The sequence below is a fragment of the Bradyrhizobium sp. 613_E4_N2_2 genome, from assembly GCF_052075995.1.
Lineage (GTDB): Bacteria > Pseudomonadota > Alphaproteobacteria > Rhizobiales > Xanthobacteraceae > Bradyrhizobium > Bradyrhizobium barranii.
Window position 1 is genome coordinate 6,812,477 of the sequence record NZ_CP197234.1, and the last position, 21,140, is coordinate 6,833,616.

Here is a 21,140-nt window from a genome sequence, read left to right on the forward strand (position 1 = left end):
GAAATACAGGGAATTCAGGGGCTTGTTCGCATTGCCCGAAATTCTTCCAGGTGTATTTCGCTCGCAAATTTTGCGATTCGCTCAATCCTTGTGCGGCGCACAAGGATTGAGCGAGGTGTCGATTATTTAGGCGCGTTTATCATCCACGTTAAACCTTGGTTTACGCGGCCTCGACGAATCGATGACGCTCGTAGAGGAACTCGAGCACGCGGTGGCGGCACTTCAAATAGGTGGAGTTGGTCGCAAGATCGAGCCGCTTGCGGGGACGTGCGAGCGGCACCTCCAGCACCTCGCCGATGCGCGCGCTCGGCCCGTTCGTCATCATGACGATGCGATCGGATAGCAGCACCGCCTCGTCGACGTCGTGGGTGATCATCAGGATGGTGTTGCCGAGCTTCTGATGCAGCGCCATCACCGAGTCCTGCAGATGCGCGCGGGTCAGCGCGTCGAGCGCGCCGAACGGCTCGTCGAGCAGCAGCACCTTCGGTTCCATCGCCAGCGCACGGGCGATGCCCACGCGCTGCTTCATGCCGCCGGAGACTTCCGAAGGACGCTTGTCCCTGGCGTGGGCCATCTGCACCAGGTTGAGATTATGCATGACCCAGGCGTCGCGTTCGGCGCGGGACTTGGTCCTGGCAAAGACCTTGTCGACGCCGAGCTTGACGTTCTCGTAGACGGTCAGCCACGGCAGCAGGCTGTGGTTCTGGAACACCACCGCGCGATCGGGCCCCGGCGAGTTGACCTCGCGGTTCTCGAGCAGCACGCCGCCGGTGGTGGCGCCGGTCAGGCCTGCGATGATGTTGAGCAGGGTCGACTTGCCGCAGCCGGAATGGCCGATGATCGAGACGTATTCGCCCTTCTCGATCGTGAGATTGATGTCCTTCAGCACCTCCGTGCTGGCGGCACCGCGGGTAAAGACCTTGTCGATATGGTCGAGCTTCAGATAGGCTGTCATGTGCCCTTCTCCCTCAGTTCTGCGCCGTGCCGCGGGTGACGATCTTGCCGAGACCCGCGATCAGGCGATCGAGCACGAAGCCGACGATGCCGACATAGAACAGCGCAAGGATGATCTCGCTGATATGCGAGGAATTCCAGGCGTCCCAGATGAAGAAACCGATGCCGACGCCGCCGATCAGCATTTCGGCTGCGATGATGGCGAGCCAGGACAGGCCGATGCCGATGCGAAGGCCCGTGAAAATGTAGGGCGCCGCCGCCGGGATCATGATCTTGCCGAAGAACTCGAGCGGATTGAGCTGTACCACCGCGGCGACGTTGCGGTAGTCCTGCGGGATGTTGCGGATACCGACCGCGGTGTTGATGATGATCGGCCAGATCGAGGTGATGAAGATGACGAAGATCGCCGATGGCTGGCCGTCGCGGAACGCAGCGAGCGACAGCGGCAGCCAGGCCAGCGGCGGGATGGTGCGCAGCACCTGGAACAGCGGATCGAGCCCGCGCATCGCCCAGACCGACTGCCCGACCAGCACGCCGAGCGCGATGCCGGCGATCGCCGACAACGAATAGCCGAGCGCGACGCGCTGAAGGCTTGCAGAGAGATGCCAGAACAGGCCCTTGTCGATGCCACCATGATCGAAGAACGGATCGAAGATCAGTTCCTTGGTGTCCCTGAACACCTTTGACGGCGGCGGCAGCGCCGAGCCGGCGCGGCGGCACACCAGCTCCCACACCAGCGTCAGCAGCGCGATCACGACCAGCGGCGGAATCACGCGCACGGCGGTCTCCCTCGCCATACGCGCGTAGGCCTCTCTGCGCGGCGGACGCTTGAGCGTCATCGCGACGACCGGCGCGGAAGCACCCGCAGGCGTCGCAGTCTCAACCTCAATCTTCGTGGCAGGCATGTTCATTGAAAATCCCTCTCCGGCTTCAAAGGACGACGCGGCCGCCTGACGGCGGCCGCGGGTTCCATCAGACTTCGACGCGCTTGATCGCGAGCGATTTCAGATAGGCAGCCGGATTTTCGGGATCGAACACCTTGCCGTCGAAGAAGGTCTCCTTGCCGCGCGAGGTGGAGGCTGGAATCTCCGAGGCTGCGACACCGAGGGTCTTGGCCGCATCGCGCCACATGTCTTCGCGGTTGACCTTGCCGATCAGGGCCTTGCTGTCGAAGGAAGCTTCATATTTGCCCCACCGGATGTCCTCGGTCATGAACCAGAGATCATGGCTCTGGAACGGATAGGAGGCGAAGTCGCGCCAGTACTTCATGATATGCGGTGAGTTCTCGACCACCTTGCCGGCATTGCCGTAGTCGAACTTGCCCTTGGCGCGATCGGCGATGTCCTCGACCGGGCAGTTGATCCACTGCCGTTTCGCCATGATGGTCGCGAGCTCTTCCTTGTTCTCCATCTTGTCGGCCCATTGCTGCGCCTCCATCACGGCCATCAGGATTGCCTTGGCAGCCTTCGGGTTCTTGTCGACCCAGGCCGCGCGCATGCCGAGCGACTTTTCGGGATGCTTGCTCCAGATCTCGCCGGTGTTGACGGCGGTGTAGCCGATGCCCTGATGCACGAGCTGCCCGGGCCAGGGCTCGCCGACGCAGAACGCGTCCATGGTGCCGACCTTCATGTTCGCCACCATCTGCGGCGGCGGCACGGTGATGGTCTCGACGTCCTTGTCGGGATCGATGCCGCCGGCGGCGAGCCAATAGCGGACCCAGAGGTCATGCGTGCCGCCCGGGAAGGTCATCGCGACCTTGGCCGACTTGCCATCGGCCTTCTTCTTCTCGAACGCCGCCTTCAGCACCGACGCGTCGGCACCGACCTTGAGGTCGGCATATTCCTTGGCGACCGAGATGCACTGCGCATCGAGATTGAGCCGCGCCAGGATGTACATCGGGGTCGGCTGGTTGTTCTGCGTCACCTTGCCGGCGGAAATCAGATACGGCATCGGGGTCAGGATGTGCGCGCCGTCGATGCCGTTCCCCTCCGAGCCGAGCACGAGATTGTCGCGCGTGGTGCCCCATGAGGCCTGCTTCTGCACGTCGGTGTCGGGCACGCCGAATTTGGCGAACAGGCCCTTGTCCTTGGCGACGAAGAGCGGACCGGCATCGCTCAACGCGATGAAGCCGAGCTTGGCGCCCTTGACCTCGGGGCCTGCGTCCTGCGCGAAGGCGCCGGCGGGGAAATTCAGCTTGGCGGCGGCGAGAAGAGCGGCGGTGCTGCCGGCGGCCTTCAACAATTGACGGCGGCTCAGGCCCGAGGGCTGGCGGGTGCGCTTGGTCATAGGCAGTGTCGTCCTTTGCATCGTTGCAGAATTGATGGCGTCAGTGCGCGCGAGTGGCCCGTCCGTCCGTGACGCCAGAAACAGGCGCATGCGAACGCATGGCGGGGGAGACCCCCGTCTGGTGGCGTCGGCAAATCGGATGAGAAGTCTCGCGGGACGGCTTCAATGGCGTCGGCTTGAATGATTCAAGCTTCATGCCAAGCCCGCCACTCCGAAAAATGTCGAAAAATGAATGGGTTATTGACGCCGCGCCAGACTGTCGCAGGCCTGCTGCGCACGCGGATTTTGCGGATTGCTCATTCCTTGTGCGCCGCACAAATCTTATGCAGCCGCCCAAGCAAAAGGCCGCGCGTCCGCAAAAGTCAGCTGAACGCGTGCGGCATCTGATTGATATCGCTAGCCTTTTCCAACACACCCACACGGCACGCAACTTGCTTCTTCACCGACGTCAACGAAGACTGCGGCTTGCCGCATTGTTGCAGCCTCTGGCGGCTGCATCCCGGAAGCTCAACTGCTTCGCGGCCCTCCCGGCTCAGTCCTCGTGACGCGATTCCCAAGGCTTCCAGACCTTCCATAGCCCTCGTGCGCGGCAGAGCTGTCCGCACGGCCAATGATGTTCAGCTGCGCTCTCTCGGGCGTGTCGATCTCACTTACGAAGCAAAAGGAACCATTGATGTCGTATCTCGCGCCTTCGGAATTCGTCACCAAGATGGTGGATGCGGGCGAGTCCAAGATCTTCATGTCCACCCGGGATACTGCCATCCGCGCCTTCATGGCCGGCGCCATCCTCGCACTCGGCGCATGGTTCGCCATCACCATCAACGTGAACACCGGCCAGCCGCTGATCGGCGCGATACTGTTTCCCGTCGGCTTCATCATGCTGTACCTGCTCGGCTTCGATCTGCTCACCGGCGTGTTCGTGCTCTCGCCGCTCGCCCTGATCGACAAGCGTCCCGGCGTCACGCTTGGCGGCGTGCTGCGCAACTGGGGCCTCGTCTTCGTCGGCAACTTCGCCGGCGCCTTCACCGTCGCCTTCATGATGGCCTTCGTGACGACGTTCGGCTTCACGCAAGACCCCGACAAGGTCGGAGCGGCGATTGGAAACATCGGCGAAGGCCGAACGCTCGGCTATGCCGCGCACGGCGCGGCCGGCATGGCGACGCTGTTCATGCGCGGCATGCTGTGCAACTGGATGGTCTCGACCGGCGTCGTCGGCGCCATGATCTCGACCTCGGTCCCCGGCAAGGTCATCGCGATGTGGATGCCCATCATGCTGTTCTTCTACATGGTGTTCGAACATTCCGTCGTGAACATGTTCCTGTTCCCGTCGGGCCTGATGCTCCATGCCAAATTCTCGATCATGGATTATCTGATCTGGAACGAGATCCCGACCGTGCTCGGCAACCTCGTCGGCGGCCTCGCCTTCACCGGCATGACCCTCTATGCCACCCACGTCATGACCAAGCCGAAGCGCCAGGCCGGCAAGGCTGCGCCGACCCGCGTTGCGGCCTGATACGTCTCGACAGAGGAGCCTCGCCCGACCAGGGTGAGGCTCCCTTCGCCTGGTGATGACGATGACCCGCGGACTCCTGATCTCTGTCGGCCAGCACTCCGACAAGGGGCGCAAGCCCGTCAATCAGGATTTTCACGGCGTCCTGATTCCGGAAGAGCCTCTGCTCAGCCTGAAGGGCATCGCGGCCGTTCTCGCCGACGGCATCTCGAGCAGCACGGTGAGCCAGATCGCCAGCGAGTCGGCGGTCAAGAGCTTCCTGATGGACTATTACTGCACGTCGGAATCCTGGACGGTGAAGACCTCCGCCCGCCGCGTGCTGGACGCGACCAATTCCTGGCTGCACGCGCAGACGCGCAAGAGCCAATATGCCTATGACCGCGACAAGGGCTATGTCTGCACCCTGACCGCCATGGTCATCAAGGCGACCACGGCGCACATCTTCCACGTCGGCGACTGTCGCGTCTACCGCGTCGCCGGCAAGGCGCTCGAGCAGCTGACCGACGATCACCGTATCATCGTGTCGTCGGAGCAGACCTATCTCGGCCGCGCGCTCGGCATCAATCCGCAGATCGAGATCGACTACCAGGCTTTCGAGATCGAGGCCGGCGATACCTTTATCCTGGCGACCGACGGTGCCTATGAATTCGTCGACCAGCGCTTCATCACCAGCGCACTCGGCGAGCACGCAGCCGAGCTCGACGGGGCGGCAAAGGCGATCGTCGAGGAAGCCTACCGGCGCGGCAGCGACGACAACATCACCGTCCAGATCCTGCGCATCGACGCGGTGCCGCAGCGCGAGCCGGCCGGCATCTTCAATCAGACGTCACAGTTGCCGCTTCCGCCGCTGCCGGAGCCGCGCGCGATCTTCGACGGCTACAGGATCATCCGGGAAATCCACGGCAGCAGCCGCAGTCATATCTATCTCGCCGTCGATGTGGAGACCGAGGCGCCGGTCGCGCTCAAGCTGCCGTCGATTGATCTGCGCGACAACGCCGCCTATCTCAAGCGCTTCCTGATGGAGGAGTGGATCGCGCGCCGGATCGACAGCCCGCACGTGCTGAAGCCGCTGTCACAGTCGAGACGGCGCAGTTATCTCTACGTCGCGACCGAATTCGTCGAAGGGCAGACGCTGAAGCAGTGGATGACCGACAATCCGCGCCCCGATCTCGAAACCGTCCGTGGGCTGGTCGAGCAGATCGCCGCGGGGCTGCGCGCCTTCCACCGCATGGAAATGCTGCATCAGGACCTCAGGCCCGATAACATCCTGATCGACAAGACGGGCACCGCGAAGATCATCGACTTCGGGTCGGTCAGGGTCGCGGGCGTCGCGGAAGCCGCGCCGCGAGACGAGGCCGACGACATCCTGGGAACGGTCCAGTACACGGCGCCGGAGTACTTTCTGGGGCAAGGCGGCTCGCCGCGCTCCGACATGTTTTCGCTGGCCGTGATCTGCTACCAGATGCTGACGGGAACGCTTCCCTATGGCACCCAGATCGCCAGGATCCGGCGCAAGGCAGACGTGCGGAGACTTCAATATCGCCCGGCCGGCGACGATCGCAACGTGCCGGCCTGGGTCGACGGCGCGCTCAGGCGCGCGCTCCATCCGGATCCCTACAAGCGGCACGAGGATCTGTCCGAATTCGTCTTCGAGCTTCGCACGCCCAATCCGGCCTATCTCGACACACGGATCACGCCGCTCTTGGAGCGCAGCCCGCTGATGTTCTGGAAGCTGACCACGGCAGCGCTTGCTTGCGCAGTCGTCGTGCTGCTGGCGCTGCTGCACGGGCGATAGGGCGCAGACGTCCACTTCTAGCGGCCAAGTGGAACCATTATCGTTCGCCAGAGCATTGCCGCTGGTGACCCATATGCGACATCGGCCAAATAGCCCAAACATCGCGCGATTAGCCGGGTTTAAAGGTTGATTGCGGCTAGACGTTTTTGCGCTCGACTATGCCGTCGTGACGGCGTTGAATCCGCTACGCGGGCTCTTTTGTTTCAAGGAGGGAGGACCGAAAAGTGAAGACAACGATCATCGCACTTTGTGCCGCCGCTCTCATCGCCGCCGCACCAGCCGCGCTTGCGCAGGGTGTACCAGGCAAAGCACTTGGTCTGCAGCATAAGATCTCTAAGAGACATCACCCGGGCGTCCCCGGCTACGCTCCGCTGCATGAGCTACAAACAATGGGATCGAAGAAGGGCTATCCGGGAGCTTTCGGTTACGCGCCTAATGAACCCAGTCGTTTAGACAGAAATCTCGAAGCGTCCAGACAAGCTGGTGGTGGCGGCGGCGGTGGCGGAGGGAGTGGCATGTGAACCCACGCGCTGCACGAACAGGCGGTATCCGTCCTGCTTGATCGGGACGCTCCGGGGGCGTTAAGGCCGGCTCGCCTCGCGTCTTCTTTATGTTCGCAGTATGTTTGTTGTTGGCCCAACTCGGACATCCAGTGAGGTCCGCTGTTGCGCAGCTACCAGAAGCACAGCGGACGTCGCACGCGCCCTGACTACCGAGCGGTCTAGAAGCGCGCTCTAGCGAGAATTCCTCACGCCGGCTCCGCAGCCTTCACCCCCAGCGGCTTCGGCGCCATGCCGCCGCCGGGCTTGAGGTGGAATTCGTAGGTCATCAGGTGCCACTGCCCGTTTGCCTTGGCGCCGTCGGGCATCTCAGGGTCGTTGCGCGGCTCGACCTTGGCGACGAGGTCGTCCTTGACGCCGAACACCACGTCGGAATCGAGATATTTGTCGCCGTCCATGAAGACGTGGGTGATCAGCGGCTCATAGCCTTTCGCATTGACGAGGAAGTGCACATGAGCGGGGCGCATCGGATGGCGCTTGGTCTGCGTGATCATCTCGCCGACAGGGCCATCGGTCGGGATCGGATAGCTGCACGGCAAAATGGTGCGGAAGAAGAAGCGGCCGTCGGCGTCGGTGATGAAGCGCGCCCGCGCCGAGGCACCGACCTCGTCGTAGTTCGGTTTTTGTGAATCGTAGAAGCCGTCATCGTCGGCATGCCAGACGTCGACGGGAACGCCCGCAAGCGGCTTGCCCTTGAGGTCGGTGACGCGGCTCTGCACGAACATCCGTTCGCCGGTCTGATTGTTCGGCGAGATGTCGGTGCCGTGCGCGGTGACCTTGTGCTCGCCGACATAGAACGGGCCGAGCACCGTGGTCTGGGTGGCGCCCTCGCGATCCCTGTGGTTGACGGCGTCGACCAGCATGGAGACCCCGAGCACGTCGGAGAGCAGGATGAATTCCTGCCTTGTGTCGGTGCATTTGTGGCCGGTGCGGGTCAGGAAATCGATGGCGTATTCCCATTCCTCGAAGGTGAGACCGGTCTTGCTCACGTAATCGTGCAGCGACTTCACCAATTCCTGGAGCAGGAATTTTGCCCGCGCATCAGGCGTATTGTCGAAGCTCTTGACGACGGCTTCGGTGAGTTCGGTCTCGTTGAACTGGGTCATGGTGCGTTTGCCCTGAATTTTCTCGTTGGCCCGGATGGGCTCCTTGGAGGCGTTCCACAGTGCAGCCTACACCAGCAGGCCCGGCCGCGTTAAGCGCAACCGGCTTGGAATGGGGCCGGCATTTCGCTATCAACTTTCCGACAAAACGCCCCGGAGGAACTGATGCTCGCCCCTACCCCCGCCTCGCCCGAATCCGTGGGCATGTCCAAGGCCGCGCTCGACCGCGTCGATGCGCATCTGAAGAGCCGCTACATCGATGCCGGCCGCTTCCCGGGCACGCACCTGCTGGTCTATCGCCGCGGCAAGGTCGCCCACAGCTCGGTGCAGGGCTTTGCCGACGTCGAGCGCAAGGCGCCGGTCAAGGACGACACCATTTACCGCATCTATTCCATGACCAAGCCGCTCACCAGCGTCGCCTTCATGATGCTGGTCGAGCAAGGCCTCGTGGCGATCGACGAGCCCGTCGCCAAATACATTCCGGAATGGAAGGATCTCGGCGTGTTCGTCGCCGGCACCGCGCCGGCCTTCCTGACCCGGCCGCCGTCCCGGCCGATGCTGATCGTCGACCTGCTGCGGCACACCGCCGGTCTCACCTACGGCTTCCAGCAGCGTTCCAACGTCGATGCCGCCTATCGCACCGAAAAGATCGGCGAGGTCGAGAAGTCAGGCACGCTGCAGAGCATGATCGAGGCGCTGGCAAAAATTCCGCTGGAGTTCTCGCCGGGCGAATCCTGGAACTACTCGGTGGCGACCGACGTGCTCGGCTATCTCGTCGGAAAAATCTCCGGGATTCCCTTCGAGCAGTTCCTTAAAACGCGCATCCTCGATCCGCTCGGCATGACCGACACTGATTTTCACGTGCCGGCCGCCAAGGCGCATCGCTTCGCCGCCTGCTACTCCGCCGACCCGGGTGGCGGCATGACCTTCCATGCCGGCCAGCGCCGCGAGGGCCTGACGCTCCAGGACGACCCGACCAAGAGCTCGTTCCTGTCGCCGCCCTCGTTCATCTCGGGCGGCGGCGGACTATGCTCGACGGTCGCCGACTATCTCACCTTCTGCCGCGCGCTGCTCAATGGCGGCGAGCTGGGCGGCGTCCGCCTGCTCGGGCCGAAGACGCTGGCGCTGATGACGAGCAACCACATTCCAGGCGGCCGCGCGCTGCCGGAGGTGTCGCGCTCGCTGTTTTCGGAAGCCACCTATAACGGCATCGGCTTCGGCCTCGGCTTCGCCGTGACCATGCGGCCGGCGGAGACGCTGATCGCCGGCAGCCCGGGCGAATATAATTGGGGCGGTGCGGCCACGACCTCGTTCTGGATCGACCCGGCCGAAGAGCTGATCACCATCTTCATGACGCAGGTGCTGCCGTCGAGCGCCTATCCGCTCCGGCGCGAACTGCGCAGCATGGTCTATGCGGCGATCACCGAGAGCAATCTCTGAGCTGCGTCTCAACAAGAACGGGCCCTCGCGATCGATCGCGAGGGCCCGTCGTTGTAGTGCATATGGCCGACCAGATAAATTCCGCCGCCGAGCACCAGAACGGCGGGCACGGCCCACAAAATCAGAACTGCGTCATCCTCCTCAGTTGGACGTGCAGACCTGACGGTCTTCATGCCGCTTTCAGCCTCGGTGCGCGACTTGACGCCCGCGACCGCGCTGCAAAATCTCTCCCTGACGTGCTCGCCGGACGCGAAAATCGTGGCGCGGTGGAAGTCTCACCCGTATGGTCTCCCCAAAATCATAATCCGGCGCCGCTGCGCTGGAACCGGGACGCCCGCGTTTGTCAAAGCTCACTCTGCCGGTCCGGCTCGCTCTTCTGGTCACGGGAACGATGTTGCCGCTGATCGTCTTTGCGGTCGGTATTGCCTATTCCAACTATCGCCAGGACCGCAGCGACGCGACACGACGCGTGCTGGAGACGGTGCGAAGCATGCGCCTCGTGCTCGATTCCGAAGTGCAGCGGATGACCGGCGGCTTGCAGGTGCTGGCGCTCAGCAACGCCCTGCAAAGCGGCGACTTCGACGACTTCCGCCGGCTGGCAACCGGGTTCATCAGCCAATATGGCGAGGACAGCGTCCTGCTGGTGGCGGACGGGAGCGGGCACCAGCTGTTCTCGACCGTCACGAGTGAAACGACAAACCTGCCACCCCGCAACAATCGCGAGATCGTCGAGCGGGTATTTGCGAGCAAGTCACCGCAATATTCCGACCTGTTCACCGGCTCGACCAAGAACCGGCCGATCGTGACCGTCGAGGTTCCCGTGCTGCGCAACGATGAGGTCGTCTACGCGCTCTCCTTCAGCCCGCCGATCGCGACATTCCAGAAACTGGTCGAGCAGCAGCGGCCGAACGATCAGTGGACGGTGTCGCTGCTGGACACCAAGGGTCGCGTGTTCGCGCGCGCGCCCAATCCGGCCGAGACGTTCGGCAAGCAGGCCTCCGGCGCACTGAACGATGCGATGGCCCGGACGCCGGAGGCGACCCTCTCCACCGTTTCGCTCGACGGCGTCGCGCTGTCCTCCGCCTATACGAGATCGCGGCTGACCGGCTGGACGGTCGTGGCCGGTGTCGCCGAGAGATCGCTGATCGTCCCGCTCTGGCGCGACATCGCGATCACCAGCCTGATCGGCGGCATCCTGCTGCTGACCGGCCTGACCTTCGCGGTGCGGATGGCGACCACGATCGCGCGCGGCGAGATGCTGCACAATCTGCTGATCGAGGAGCTCAACCATCGCGTCAAGAACACGCTGGCCTTGATGCAGGCGATCGCAGTGCAGACCTTCCGAAGTTCAAGCCGGGACGAGCGGACCAAGTTCGAGGGACGGCTCGGTGCGCTCGCCGAGGCGCATAATCTCCTGAGCCAGGAGAAATGGGCGGGCTCGGAGCTGAGGGACGTGATCGCGCGCGTGCTCCAGCCGTTCCTGCTGAGCAATCCCGATCGCATCCGCATGGCCGGCCCCACCGTGCCGCTGTCGCCGCGGCTCGCCGTGGTGCTGTCGATGATCGTGCACGAGATCGCCACCAACGCCGCGAAATACGGCGCGCTGTCGAACGAGACCGGCCGGGTCACGCTGGAATGGGAGGTCATCGCCGACACGCCGAAGCCCCGGCTGCGGCTGATCTGGAGCGAGATCGGCGGACCGCCGGTGACGGAGCCGGTGCAGCGCGGTTTCGGATCGCGCCTGATCGAGCGCAGCGCGCGCGACCAGCTCGGCGGCGAGGCGACCGTCGACTTCCTGCCGCGCGGCGTCGTCTGCACGGTGACGTGCGTGCTGGACGAGGCGCGGTGAACGGATTGAAGGAACATCGGCGATGAAGATCACCAAGGTGCGCACGCACATCCTCGAAGCAAAGCTCTCGCAGCCCTTCGCCTATTCGCGCGCCTGGTACGACACGCGCACCGCGATGCTGGTCGAGATCGAGACGGATGACGGCCTGACCGGCTGGGGCGAATGCTACGGGCCGGCGCGGATGACGGCGGCGGTGGTGCAGAGCATCGCGCCCTTGCTGATCGGCGAGGATCCGCTGCGCACCGACGTGCTGTGGCAGATGGTCTACGCACGCTTGCGCGATCACGGCCAGAAGGGCGTCGTGATCCAGGGCCTGAGCGGCATCGATATCGCGTTGTGGGACATCAAGGGCAAGCATTTCGGCGTGCCAGCGCATCAGCTTCTCGGCGGCGCCGCGCGCAAGGAGATAGCGGCCTATGCGACCGGGCTCTACCGGCGCAAATCAGGCGATCCGCTCAAATACCTGCCGGAGGAAGCGGCCGGCTACGCCGCGGAGGGTTTCCGCGCCGTGAAGCTGAAGGTCGGCTTCGGCATCGCCGAGGACGCCGCGGTCACCCGCGCGGTGCGCGAGGCGATCGGCCTGGATGTCGCGCTGATGGTCGATGCGAACCACGCCTATGACGCAGTGGCGGCGATCCGGCTCGGCCGCATGATTGAGCGCTACGACATCGGCTGGTTCGAGGAGCCGGTGCCGCCGGAGGATGTCGCGGGATATCGCGCGGTACGATCCGCGCTGACGATTCCCATCGCCGGCGGCGAATGCGAATTCACCCGTTTCGGTTTTCGCGACCTGTTCGCATCGCATGCGCTGGACATCGCCCAGCCCGACACCTGCGCCGCGGGTGGCCTCTCCGAATGCAAGAAGATCGCCGACATGAGCGAGGCGTTCGGCATCCGCTACAATCCGCATGTCTGGGGCACCGGGATCGCGATCGCGGCCTCGCTCCAGCTCCTCGCCGTGCTGCCGTCACACACGCCGACCTCGCTTGCGCCGATCGAACCGATGCTCGAGTTCGACCGCACCGAGCATCCGATCCGGCAGGCGATTTTGAAGGAGCCGATCGAGCACGAGAAGGGTTTCGTGCGGGTGCCTGACAGACCGGGGCTAGGTATCGATATCGACCGCGAGGCGCTCGCGCGCTTCGCGGTTCAATAGAAAAAGCGGTCGACGCCGTTAATTCGGCGGCACGTCGATCGGAACGAGAAACGCGAAGCCATATTTGGCGTCCTCGCCGCGCGCCTCATCGAGGCCGCGTCCGAGTTCCACCGCGGCAATCTCCGCCGGAAGCGCGAGCCTGACGTGTCGGACATGATCCGGGCACAGGAGAGGACGCCCACCTGAACACATGCTCTCCAATTCCTCGACGAACCAGGCTTCCTGCACGCGCGCCCGGGCGGATCGCAGTGAGCTGGCCGAGAACGCCAGAACCGGTCTCTGGTTGATCTCCAGCACGAAGCAGCGCTGTCGCGCCGCCTGTGCGGCGCGATTGCTCTTGCGTGCCGTCGATCTGCCTTCAGCCCGGCCACTCGCGCGTGTCATCTCAACACCATCAGAAGTTCGCCGTGGCTGACAATCTGAACACACGTGGAGACCCCGGCGTGATGTTGTTATTCCCGTCCGCGGTCGAATAGTACTTCCGGTCGAGGAGATTTTCGATGTTGAGCTGGGCGCGCCAGGTCTCGTTGAGCCTGAAGAACACGGCGGCGTCCACCCGCGTGAACTCCGGAATCAGCACGGTGTCGTCGGACGATGCGAAGAAGTTCGAGTAGTGGATCACACCGAGGCCCGCGGCCCACTGCTCCGTGAACTGATACCTGTTCCAGAGGGAAAAGGTATTGTACGGCACAAGTCCCACGCGGTTGCCGGCGACAATGGTCGCGGAGTTGTTGCTGGTGATCCGCGCATCCGTGTAAGCGTAGCCGCCCGTGATCTGCCAGGCGTCCGTCACGTAGCCTGTCAGAGACGCTTCGAGGCCGCGGGTCTTGGTGGCTCCGCTCAGGATGAAGAATCCCGCATTGTTGGGATCGGCAAAGCGCTGATTGGTCCGGTCCAGTTCGTAGATCGCCGTAGCGAACTGCAGGCTCGGGAAGATGTCGTATTTGAGCCCGACTTCCTTGTTCACGAACTTCTCGGGCGCTGCGATGGCCAGGCCCGGTGTCAGAGCGCTGAACTGGTCGCCGGCGCTCGGCAGATACGAGATGCTGTAGCTGCCGTAGATCGACAGGTTTTCGAGCGGCTTGAACAGGACACCGACGCGTGGCGACACCAGATCATCGACCCGGTTGAGCTCGACGAATGTGCGGCGGTCTCGCGACGTCAGGTCGAAGTGATCGAACCGCAGGCCGCCGATCAGCTCCAGATAGCGCGTGATCTCGACCTGGTCCTGGACGTAGACGGCGCCGAGATTGAGCTTGTAGGTGTTGTTGGCATCGGTCCCCCCGTTATTGGCGAAAGTGACCGGAACGTACGACGTCGGATTCCTCGGATCGATCGTGATGGTCGACGATACGCCATTGAAGAGCCCGCTCTGCCGGTAGTTCAGGCCGTTCTGACGGCCCAACTCGGCGCCGAAGACGACGGTGTGACGAATTGGGCCCGTCCCGAATTTGTAGGTGAGATCGGTCTGGTTGAAGTAATTCGTCCGGTCGGTCTCGTTGTTGTATGCTTGCAGATTGCTCGAGGTTCCGGCGGCATTGACGGCACCGGAATTGGCTCCTCCGCCCGGATAGATGTTCTGGTAGAACTTGTCGTAGTTGGCGATCTGCGACGAATTCTTGATCGTCCACCCGTTCTCGAAATCGTGCTCGACGACAGCGGTTCCGATATCCACATCGGCGAGCGCATAGTTGAGGTTGGGGTTGCCGAAGAACGCAGACGGCGACGTATCGTAGGGATAGCGCGGGAAGGCGTTTCCGGGGCGGATCTGCGAAGGGATGCCGCGATCGACGGTACGCCGGTCGTGCAGATGCTCGTAGCTCAGCTTGACCGTCGTGGTGTCGTTCGGCGCAAAGGTCGCGGTAGGATTGATCGCCCAGCGTTCGAGGTTGACGAAATCGCGATAGCTCTGCGTGTTTTCGTACATCGCGTTGAGGCGGAAGGCCCAGTTCTCGTTGATCGCCTGGCCGACGTCGGTGGTCACGCGGGCGCCGGGATAGGAATTGCCGCCGACCGTCACCTCGCGAATGGTCGTACCGTCGGCCTCCTTGAGTACGCGGTTGACGACGCCACCGCCGCCGCCGCGGCCGAAGATCATCGCGTTCGGCCCCTTCAGGACCTCGAGCCGCTGAATGTTGTAGAAGTCGCGAAAATACTGGACGTCGTCGCGGATGCCGTTGGTGTAGAAGTCGGCGTTGCTGCGCTGGCCGCGGATGACGAGGTCGTCGCGATGCGATTCGCCCTGGTGATAGATCACGCCGGGCACATAACGGGTCGCCTCGCCGATCGAGGTGAAGGCCTGGTCCCTGATGAAATCCTTCGTCAGCACCGTCACCGACTGCGGCACGTTGAGGAGAGCCGTATTGGTCTTCGTCGCGCTGGTCACGCTCCGCGTGATATAGCCCTTCTGGCCGGTACGCGCGTCCTGATTGTTGACGCTCGGCGGCTTCTTCTCGACCGGTGCGACGGTGGCCGTCCGACGATTCGATCGCGCTGCGCGCGAGGTGGTCGCGGTCTGCGCCCGGCGGGCGCGCTGCTGCGGGGCTGAAACGACGACTGACGGCAAGGCTCCCGCCGCCTGCCCCTGCTGCGCAGAGGCCGGGCCGGCCTGCATCGTCAGCCCACCACTGAATGACAGCGCTGCCGTCGTCGACAGCAGAAAACCACGCAACGCCTTGCGGCCAGCCCAACAACCCAATTCCATCTGCAACGCCCCAAAAATTTCGCGTGCCGCTCTGAAAGACGGCTTCGCGGTCCCGAACCGGGGCGCATCTGCAATGCGAAGAATTAGATGAGGATTAGATCGGATTTAGAATAGGTCGAGCCTCTCTCCGCTCACGCCCAAATTTGTAAGAGTTCTAAATTGAGGCGCAGGCGGTTGACCATTTGGCCGCGGTGTCGAATGTGGCGCTTGGTGCTGCGACGCGCCACCACTCCAACACAGCGATTTTCCCTGAATCAATGCGCCTCCTGCTGATCGAAGACGATCTGATGTTCGGCAAGGCGCTCGTCCGCGGATTGAAGCGAAACGGAATGACCGTGGACTGGACCCGCGACGGACAGGACGGCTACGCCGCGCTACAACGCGCCGAGCACGCGATCACGCTGCTCGATATCGGACTGCCCGGCATGACTGGCTTCGAGATTCTCAAGGCTGCGCGCAGCAGGAAGGCTTCGCCCATCCTGGTGATCACGGCCCGCGACCGGGTCGAGGACATGGTCGCGGGACTCGATCTCGGCGCCGACGACTTCATCGTCAAGCCGTTCGAGTTGCGCGCCCTGCTCGCGCGCATCCGCGCGGTCATGCGCAGGGTCAACGACCGCTCCAATTCGCTGATGAGCAGCAAGGAGATCACGCTCGATCCATCGACCCATGTGGCGACCTTCCGCGGCATCCAATCGACGCTTTCCGCGCGGGAGTTCTCGGTGATGTACGCCCTGATGGAGCGTCCCGGAACCATTCTGTCGCGAGGCCAGATCGAGAGCCGGATCTACGGCTGGGGCGACGAGGTGCAGAGCAACGCCGTTGACGTCGTCATCCACGGCTTGCGCAAGCGGTATGGCAAGGACGTCATCCGGAACATCCGCGGTGCCGGGTGGATGGTCACGAAGTCCGGATCATGAGCTCTCTTCGCAAGACGATCATCACGCGTGCGACGCTGTTGCTGGCCGCCATCGGCCTCCTGGCAACGGCAACATCGTTCGGCCTTGTCGCCTATGAGATGAACAAGTTCCTCGACGCGCAGTTGCAGGAGATCGCCGTCAATGTCGGTCCAGGCGACCGCAACGGTGCGGGTCCGCTGCTCGAAAGCGAAGACGAGGATCAGTTGGTCGTCCGCATCTGGGATCGCTCCGGCGCGCTGGTGCATCGGGCGGGTCCTCCGATCGATATTCCCTGGCAATCAGTGCCGGGATTGTCCGACGTGACCGCCGACGGGCAGGATTGGCGCGTCTATCGCTGGAGCCACGCGCAGCACGATATCCAGATCGCGCAAGCGTGGAGCGCCAGGCACGAGATCGCGCTGCACGCGGCGACAGGCGCCGCGCTTCCGCTGCTGCTCGCCATCCCGCTGGTCTGGGCCGTTCTGGGTTGGTCGATCAGCCGCACGATGAGCGGTCTGCAACGGCTGTCGGCCGAAATCGGCCAGCGCAGCGTCGATGCGCAGGAGCCCCTGCGTCCGGTGGGCGTACCGGCGGAAGTGGCTCCGCTGATCGTTGCCATCGACAAGCTCGTCGATCGTCACCGGTCGGCACTCGACGCGCAGCGCCGCTTCGTGGCGGACGCGGCGCACGAACTGAGGACACCTCTGGCCGCGCTCCAGATTCAGGCGGAAAACCTGATCGCCGCAGAACTGTCCGGACAGACTCGCGAGCTTGCCGACGAACTTCGGGACGGCGTGCGGCGCGCATCGCATCTGGCGAGCCAGTTGCTCGAAATGGCCAGAACGGAAGGCGCCTCGATCCGGAAGCGCGACGACGTCGATCTTGCCGCGCTCGCGACATCGTTGCTGGCCGACTTCTATCCGCTGGCTGAGGCGCGCAACGTCCAGCTCGCGATGACGGCGGAGACACCGTGCAGGTTCCTCGGCGATCGCAACGCGATCGCCAAGCTCATCGCCATCCTGCTGGACAACGCCATTCGCTATTCAGGTTCAGGCGGCTCCGTGGAACTCAGGGTCGTCAATGACGGCAAGATTTGCGCGCTGGAGATCGTCGATGACGGCCCAGGCATTCCCGAGGATGCAATGCCGTTCATCTACGACCGCTTCTTCAGGGCTGCGCCCCAGGGCGTCGAGGGGACCGGGCTTGGTCTTGCGATCGCCAAATCCACCGCCGACCGGCACGGCTTCAGGCTGATGCATCAGAACCGGAGTGGCGCGACCGGCATCGTCGCGCATGTCCGGTTTGACCTGACTGCCGTGCCGACAGCGTGAGCTAACCGATCGTCTGCAGCGCCGGAAACGTCTCGAGCAGCCAGATGCTGACATTCGAGACCGTGCCGGTGAGGAAGCCGATGCCAGTGATCACCATCAGGACGCCCATGGCGCGCTCGACATTGACGAGCTGGCCCTTCATGCGCGCGAACAGCTTCGAGAACTGCTCGATCATCAGGGCGGCGATCAGGAAGGGAATGCCGAGGCCGGCCGAATAGACTGCGAGCAGGCCCGCCCCCTTCGTCACCGTCGCCTCCGCCGCGGCGATCGAGAGGATCGCGGCGAGGATCGGGCCGATGCAGGGCGTCCAGCCGAAGGCGAAGGCGAGGCCCATCACATAGGCGCCCCACAGGCCGACAGGCTTGGGCGCGGTCAGGCGCCCCTCGCGCATCAAAAGGCCGATCCGCGTCAGTCCCAGGAAGTGCAGGCCCATGATGATGATGACGATGCCGGCGAGGATCGACAGCTCGGCCGACCAGGCACGAATCAGCCCGCCGATCAGCGAAGCGCTGGCGCCGAGCGCCACGAACACCGTGGAGAAGCCGAGCACGAACAGGAGCGCCGACATCATGATGGCGCGCTTGGACGCCGAGGCCGGCTCCTTGTTCTCGACATGCTCGATCGTGGCGCCCGTGAGATAGATCAGATAGGGCGGAACCAGGGGCAGAACGCAGGGAGAGAGGAAGCTGACGAGGCCGGCAATCAGGGCCGCCGGGATCGAGACATTTTGCATGATGCAGTCGGAGCCATCTCAGGCTCTTTGGCCGCGCACCGGGAATGCGCGCGGGCGGGAGCCGAACCGGCTCTGGTGTAGCCGATGCCGGGGAATGCGCACAACAGAGGCGCACGAAACCAGGCTCCTCCCGATGCCGTCTGCGATCACAGATGCGGCATCGGGACGCGCACAAACCTCGCCAAAAAGCGAGACTCGGCGGCGCGGCTACTTCACCACGCGGAGCAGCGGACGCCGGGGCTGGTCCTGCGTCTGCTTGGAGGGGGGCTGCGGTTCGCTTCCAGCGCTCCGCAACATTTCGTCGCACAGCGCCTTGAGATCGGCACTGTCAATTCCTTTGAGCTTCATCCGCACGTCGAGGATGACGATGGACAGCAGCTCGGCCGACTCGCGGTTATTGCTCTCGTTGAGAACCTTGCGGCACTCCTCAAGCGTTTCCAGCACCGACTGCAACTGTTCGTCTGAATGCGACACCGGCGTTCTTTCCGTTAGTTCGGCCTGCGAGACGTGTTTGTGGAAATCCCCTCGGCCCCCATGGGATACCGAGAATAACACGAGGCGCCGACGCCTCCGAACATGATTTCAGTATGATTTTGCCGGGAAACCGTGGCTCCCGCGAACATCGACCCGCTGCGCGGGACGCCATTATCGTCGTGGCCGGGAGTCGAACGCGCGGCACTGGATGATCGACCCATTCCGCGCGGCGACAGCTCGCGCGCAAGGACTTCCGTGACGGAAAACGCCGACAATCCTGCAGCCATTTCAGGGCTCGCAACGGAACTCACGCCACACCCCTCATTCCAACGTTGGTCGGCCGATTCGATTCTCAGCCTTGGTAACACTCGGATACCGCCCACGAGGCAGTAACGATGGCGTTCAAAAGTCGCCGTTCCCCAACCCGCAGTGGTTGTGGTTTGCGCCCAATTCTGCCAGTTTAGCAACCCGAAGGGACTTGTATGCACTCCTTGGCGGAAAGGGGCGTTCCACAGGAGGAACGCCCAAAGATCAACATCAGCGGCCTCTCCGATTGGGATGCGGCCCGCATATTCCTGGAAGTCGTTCGATGCGGCAGTTTTCGCTCGGCGTCTGAACGCCTGTCGCTGTCGATCAACGCCGTCCGCCGCCGGATTGATGATTTCGAGCGCCAGACCGGCACCACCCTGTTCACCCGCGACGTCCACGGCACGCATCTGACCGATGAAGGTGCACTGGTGGTCTCCGCAGTCGAGCGCATGGAGGCGGCCGCCTTCGACGTGCTGCGCACCAGCGATTCGACGGCCAACGCCCTGTCCGGCGAAGTTCGCGTGGCCGTCACCGAGGGTCTCGGGACGTTCTGGCTCGCCCCGCGGCTGGTCGAATTCCAGCAGGCCTATCCGAAGATCCTGGTCGACCTGCATTGCGCGATGCGCTCGGCCGATGTCTCTCGTCACGAGGCCGACGTCGCCATCCATCTGTCGCGTCCCTCCGCGCTCGACGTCAAGCTGGTGCGGCTCGGCCGCATGCACCTGATGTTCTGGGCTTCGGAAAAATACCTTGAAAAACACGGCACGCCGCGCTCGGCGCTCGAATTGATCAAGCACCGCCTGGTGCTGCAATTCGCCGACCAGCTTGCCGCCAAGGAAACCTTCGAGAGCTTCTTCCCAGGCGTTCCGGAACGTGACCTGCTGGTCATGAAGACCAACGTCTCAAGCGCCAATTATTGGGCGGTCGCGAATGGCGCCGGCATCGGCGTATTCCCGAGCTACGCCATTGCGCTTGGCGGGAAGTTGATTCCACTGGAGGTCGAGCTGAACAGGCCGCTGGATATCTGGTTGTCCTACCACCCTGGTAGCGGCCGGATTCCACGTGTTCGGCACATGATTGACTGGCTGATCGAGGCTTTCAATCCGGCGCGATTCCCGTGGTTTAAGGAAGAGTTCGTGCATCCGCATGAATTCAAGGACGAGTATATGGGCGAACCCCTGACCCAGCTCTTCGGGGGATTTTCAACCGAAGAACAAAGGTGAGAGTATGAAAGCAGCGGCGAAAAGAATGAAGCAGCGCAGCGCCGGCAAGCCGGACATTGAGCTTGGCAAGCGGATCCGTCTGCGGCGCGTCGAGATGAAGATCTCGCAGGCCGAGCTCGGCGAGAAGCTCGGCGTGAGCTTCCAGCAGGTCCAGAAATACGAGAAGGGCGTCAATCGCGTCGGCGCGGCTCGGCTTCAGCAGATCGCCACCGCCCTCGATGTGCCCGTGACCTTCTTCTATGACGGCGACAACAAGGCGCGCGAAGTCGAGAGCCTGCTGTTCCTCGATTCCGCCTTCAGCCTCCGCCTGCTGCGCGCCTACAGCAAGATCAAGGACCAGACGGTGCAGCGTCAGCTCGTCTCGCTGATGGAATCGATCGCAGCGAACGAGGCCTGAGCCGATCGGGCTCCGACCTTTACGGCCGATGTTCAATCCGCCGCGTCACGGGGGCGCGGCCGGATTGAACGAGACCCAGTCCGCGCGCTTGCGCGCGGCTCTCCTTTCGGGGCGGCCAAGCCGCCCTTTTTTCTTGCGGATTTCTTGCTGCGGGTTTCCCGGCAATTTTGCCCGCCATCGCCGCGGATTTCGCGAACCCATCCCGCCCCTGCTGCGACCCAATCGAGACGCCCCGCCGCGAACGCGCGGGCTTTCGACTGCCGTGCTTAATGGGACCTCAACTCCGGGGCTCTAGCTTCCCGCCGATTTTTGCGAATCGGCGCACGCAGCGCGGCGAGCGGGAATTGCCAATGCGAGCGCCCGTCCGGGCCTCGTCCTCGTGGGGAAAATGGGACACATGTCGAAACGCCATGCGAT

General features: G+C 63.3%; 17 protein-coding genes. 9 read left to right on the forward strand and 8 right to left on the reverse strand.

Translation table 11 applies throughout. From position 1 onward, the window contains the following. Positions 1 to 160: 160 nt before the first annotated feature. The 3 genes from AB7290_RS32280 to AB7290_RS32290 all read right to left on the reverse strand — a co-directional run bounded on the left by AB7290_RS32280 (position 161) and on the right by AB7290_RS32290 (position 3,240). Complete coding sequence (locus AB7290_RS32280; protein WP_085404431.1) at positions 161 to 955, reverse strand: ABC transporter ATP-binding protein; 795 nt, start codon at positions 953 to 955, stop codon at positions 161 to 163. Between the two features lie 13 nt (positions 956 to 968). Then, positions 969 to 1,865 carry a nitrate ABC transporter permease gene (gene ntrB, locus AB7290_RS32285; RefSeq protein ID WP_441254232.1) on the reverse strand — a complete coding sequence of 299 codons (897 nt, stop codon included), beginning with the start codon at positions 1,863 to 1,865 and terminating at the stop codon, positions 969 to 971. A 61-nt stretch (positions 1,866 to 1,926) separates the two neighbouring features. Beyond that, complete coding sequence (locus tag AB7290_RS32290) at positions 1,927 to 3,240, reverse strand: CmpA/NrtA family ABC transporter substrate-binding protein (protein WP_085404433.1); 1,314 nt, start codon at positions 3,238 to 3,240, stop codon at positions 1,927 to 1,929. A gap of 673 nt (positions 3,241 to 3,913) precedes the next feature. Here AB7290_RS32290 and AB7290_RS32295 point away from each other — a divergent pair. Together AB7290_RS32295 and AB7290_RS32300 are read left to right on the forward strand one after the other, a co-directional pair. Then, entirely contained in the window at positions 3,914 to 4,753 is an 840-nt protein-coding gene (locus tag AB7290_RS32295; RefSeq protein ID WP_028146778.1) for a formate/nitrite transporter family protein, read from the forward strand. 55 nt (positions 4,754 to 4,808) lie between these two features. Then, positions 4,809 to 6,545 (forward strand): bifunctional protein-serine/threonine kinase/phosphatase, encoded by a 1,737-nt coding sequence (locus AB7290_RS32300; RefSeq protein WP_167768251.1) that lies wholly within the window; start codon positions 4,809 to 4,811, stop codon positions 6,543 to 6,545. A 748-nt stretch (positions 6,546 to 7,293) separates the two neighbouring features. On the opposite strand, the gene AB7290_RS32305 is transcribed toward AB7290_RS32300, so the two are convergent. Beyond that, the gene (locus AB7290_RS32305; RefSeq protein ID WP_085404435.1) at positions 7,294 to 8,211 is read right to left on the reverse strand and encodes an intradiol ring-cleavage dioxygenase; all 918 of its coding nucleotides are present in this window, start codon (positions 8,209 to 8,211) and stop codon (positions 7,294 to 7,296) included. Positions 8,212 to 8,373: 162 nt separating this feature from the next. Here AB7290_RS32305 and AB7290_RS32310 point away from each other — a divergent pair, with 162 nt between their 5' ends. The 3 genes from AB7290_RS32310 (at position 8,374) to AB7290_RS32320 (ending at position 12,653) form a co-directional block, all read left to right on the forward strand. After that, the gene (locus tag AB7290_RS32310; RefSeq protein WP_085404436.1) at positions 8,374 to 9,648 is read left to right on the forward strand and encodes a serine hydrolase domain-containing protein; all 1,275 of its coding nucleotides are present in this window, start codon (positions 8,374 to 8,376) and stop codon (positions 9,646 to 9,648) included. Between the two features lie 391 nt (positions 9,649 to 10,039). After that, a complete protein-coding gene (locus AB7290_RS32315; RefSeq protein ID WP_441254561.1) occupies positions 10,040 to 11,497 on the forward strand; it encodes a sensor histidine kinase in 1,458 nt (485 codons plus the stop codon). A gap of 22 nt (positions 11,498 to 11,519) precedes the next feature. Next, positions 11,520 to 12,653 (forward strand): mandelate racemase/muconate lactonizing enzyme family protein, encoded by a 1,134-nt coding sequence (locus tag AB7290_RS32320; protein ID WP_085404438.1) that lies wholly within the window; start codon positions 11,520 to 11,522, stop codon positions 12,651 to 12,653. 18 nt (positions 12,654 to 12,671) lie between these two features. On the opposite strand, the gene AB7290_RS32325 is transcribed toward AB7290_RS32320, so the two are convergent. After that, on the reverse strand, positions 12,672 to 12,950 hold the full coding sequence (locus AB7290_RS32325) for a hypothetical protein (RefSeq protein ID WP_135215078.1): 279 nt from the start codon (positions 12,948 to 12,950) through the stop codon (positions 12,672 to 12,674). A 97-nt stretch (positions 12,951 to 13,047) separates the two neighbouring features. Further along, on the reverse strand, positions 13,048 to 15,357 hold the full coding sequence (locus tag AB7290_RS32330) for a TonB-dependent receptor (RefSeq protein ID WP_094184428.1): 2,310 nt from the start codon (positions 15,355 to 15,357) through the stop codon (positions 13,048 to 13,050). Between the two features lie 257 nt (positions 15,358 to 15,614). On the opposite strand from AB7290_RS32330, the gene AB7290_RS32335 reads away from it, so the two are divergent. Both AB7290_RS32335 and AB7290_RS32340 read left to right on the forward strand, forming a co-directional pair. Continuing rightward, positions 15,615 to 16,277 (forward strand): response regulator transcription factor, encoded by a 663-nt coding sequence (locus AB7290_RS32335; protein ID WP_085404440.1) that lies wholly within the window; start codon positions 15,615 to 15,617, stop codon positions 16,275 to 16,277. Then, positions 16,274 to 17,587 (forward strand): ATP-binding protein, encoded by a 1,314-nt coding sequence (locus tag AB7290_RS32340; RefSeq protein WP_085404441.1) that lies wholly within the window; start codon positions 16,274 to 16,276, stop codon positions 17,585 to 17,587. The genes AB7290_RS32335 and AB7290_RS32340 overlap by 4 nt, the downstream gene beginning before the upstream one ends. A gap of 1 nt (position 17,588) precedes the next feature. On the opposite strand, the gene AB7290_RS32345 is transcribed toward AB7290_RS32340, so the two are convergent. Together AB7290_RS32345 and AB7290_RS32350 are read right to left on the reverse strand one after the other, a co-directional pair. After that, positions 17,589 to 18,320: a cytochrome c biogenesis CcdA family protein gene (locus tag AB7290_RS32345; protein WP_085404442.1), complete on the reverse strand. Its 732-nt coding sequence runs from the start codon at positions 18,318 to 18,320 to the stop codon at positions 17,589 to 17,591. Positions 18,321 to 18,527: 207 nt separating this feature from the next. Further along, a complete protein-coding gene (locus tag AB7290_RS32350) occupies positions 18,528 to 18,794 on the reverse strand; it encodes a hypothetical protein (RefSeq protein WP_028152051.1) in 267 nt (88 codons plus the stop codon). 482 nt (positions 18,795 to 19,276) lie between these two features. Between AB7290_RS32350 and AB7290_RS32355 the strand changes: the two genes are divergently transcribed. Both AB7290_RS32355 and AB7290_RS32360 read left to right on the forward strand, forming a co-directional pair. Then, the gene (locus tag AB7290_RS32355) at positions 19,277 to 20,326 is read left to right on the forward strand and encodes a LysR family transcriptional regulator (RefSeq protein ID WP_038943246.1); all 1,050 of its coding nucleotides are present in this window, start codon (positions 19,277 to 19,279) and stop codon (positions 20,324 to 20,326) included. Between the two features lie 25 nt (positions 20,327 to 20,351). After that, a complete protein-coding gene (locus AB7290_RS32360) occupies positions 20,352 to 20,723 on the forward strand; it encodes a helix-turn-helix domain-containing protein (RefSeq protein WP_014497036.1) in 372 nt (123 codons plus the stop codon). Positions 20,724 to 21,140 lie beyond the last annotated feature (417 nt).

What these genes read in the sequence shown, in the direction of transcription:
- AB7290_RS32335 (WP_085404440.1), top strand. Translation starts at nt 15,615, where the DNA reads ATGCGCCTCCTGCTGATCGAAGACGATCTGATGTTCGGCAAGGCGCTC.
- AB7290_RS32305 (WP_085404435.1), bottom strand. Translation starts at nt 8,211, where the DNA reads ATGACCCAGTTCAACGAGACCGAACTCACCGAAGCCGTCGTCAAGAGC.
- ntrB (WP_441254232.1), bottom strand. Translation starts at nt 1,865, where the DNA reads ATGAACATGCCTGCCACGAAGATTGAGGTTGAGACTGCGACGCCTGCG.
- AB7290_RS32300 (WP_167768251.1), top strand. Translation starts at nt 4,809, where the DNA reads ATGACGATGACCCGCGGACTCCTGATCTCTGTCGGCCAGCACTCCGAC.
- AB7290_RS32345 (WP_085404442.1), bottom strand. Translation starts at nt 18,320, where the DNA reads ATGCAAAATGTCTCGATCCCGGCGGCCCTGATTGCCGGCCTCGTCAGC.
- AB7290_RS32355 (WP_038943246.1), top strand. Translation starts at nt 19,277, where the DNA reads ATGCACTCCTTGGCGGAAAGGGGCGTTCCACAGGAGGAACGCCCAAAG.
- AB7290_RS32310 (WP_085404436.1), top strand. Translation starts at nt 8,374, where the DNA reads ATGCTCGCCCCTACCCCCGCCTCGCCCGAATCCGTGGGCATGTCCAAG.
- AB7290_RS32290 (WP_085404433.1), bottom strand. Translation starts at nt 3,240, where the DNA reads ATGACCAAGCGCACCCGCCAGCCCTCGGGCCTGAGCCGCCGTCAATTG.
- AB7290_RS32360 (WP_014497036.1), top strand. Translation starts at nt 20,352, where the DNA reads ATGAAGCAGCGCAGCGCCGGCAAGCCGGACATTGAGCTTGGCAAGCGG.
- AB7290_RS32295 (WP_028146778.1), top strand. Translation starts at nt 3,914, where the DNA reads ATGTCGTATCTCGCGCCTTCGGAATTCGTCACCAAGATGGTGGATGCG.
- AB7290_RS32280 (WP_085404431.1), bottom strand. Translation starts at nt 955, where the DNA reads ATGACAGCCTATCTGAAGCTCGACCATATCGACAAGGTCTTTACCCGC.
- AB7290_RS32320 (WP_085404438.1), top strand. Translation starts at nt 11,520, where the DNA reads ATGAAGATCACCAAGGTGCGCACGCACATCCTCGAAGCAAAGCTCTCG.
- AB7290_RS32330 (WP_094184428.1), bottom strand. Translation starts at nt 15,357, where the DNA reads ATGGAATTGGGTTGTTGGGCTGGCCGCAAGGCGTTGCGTGGTTTTCTG.
- AB7290_RS32340 (WP_085404441.1), top strand. Translation starts at nt 16,274, where the DNA reads ATGAGCTCTCTTCGCAAGACGATCATCACGCGTGCGACGCTGTTGCTG.
- AB7290_RS32315 (WP_441254561.1), top strand. Translation starts at nt 10,040, where the DNA reads ATGTTGCCGCTGATCGTCTTTGCGGTCGGTATTGCCTATTCCAACTAT.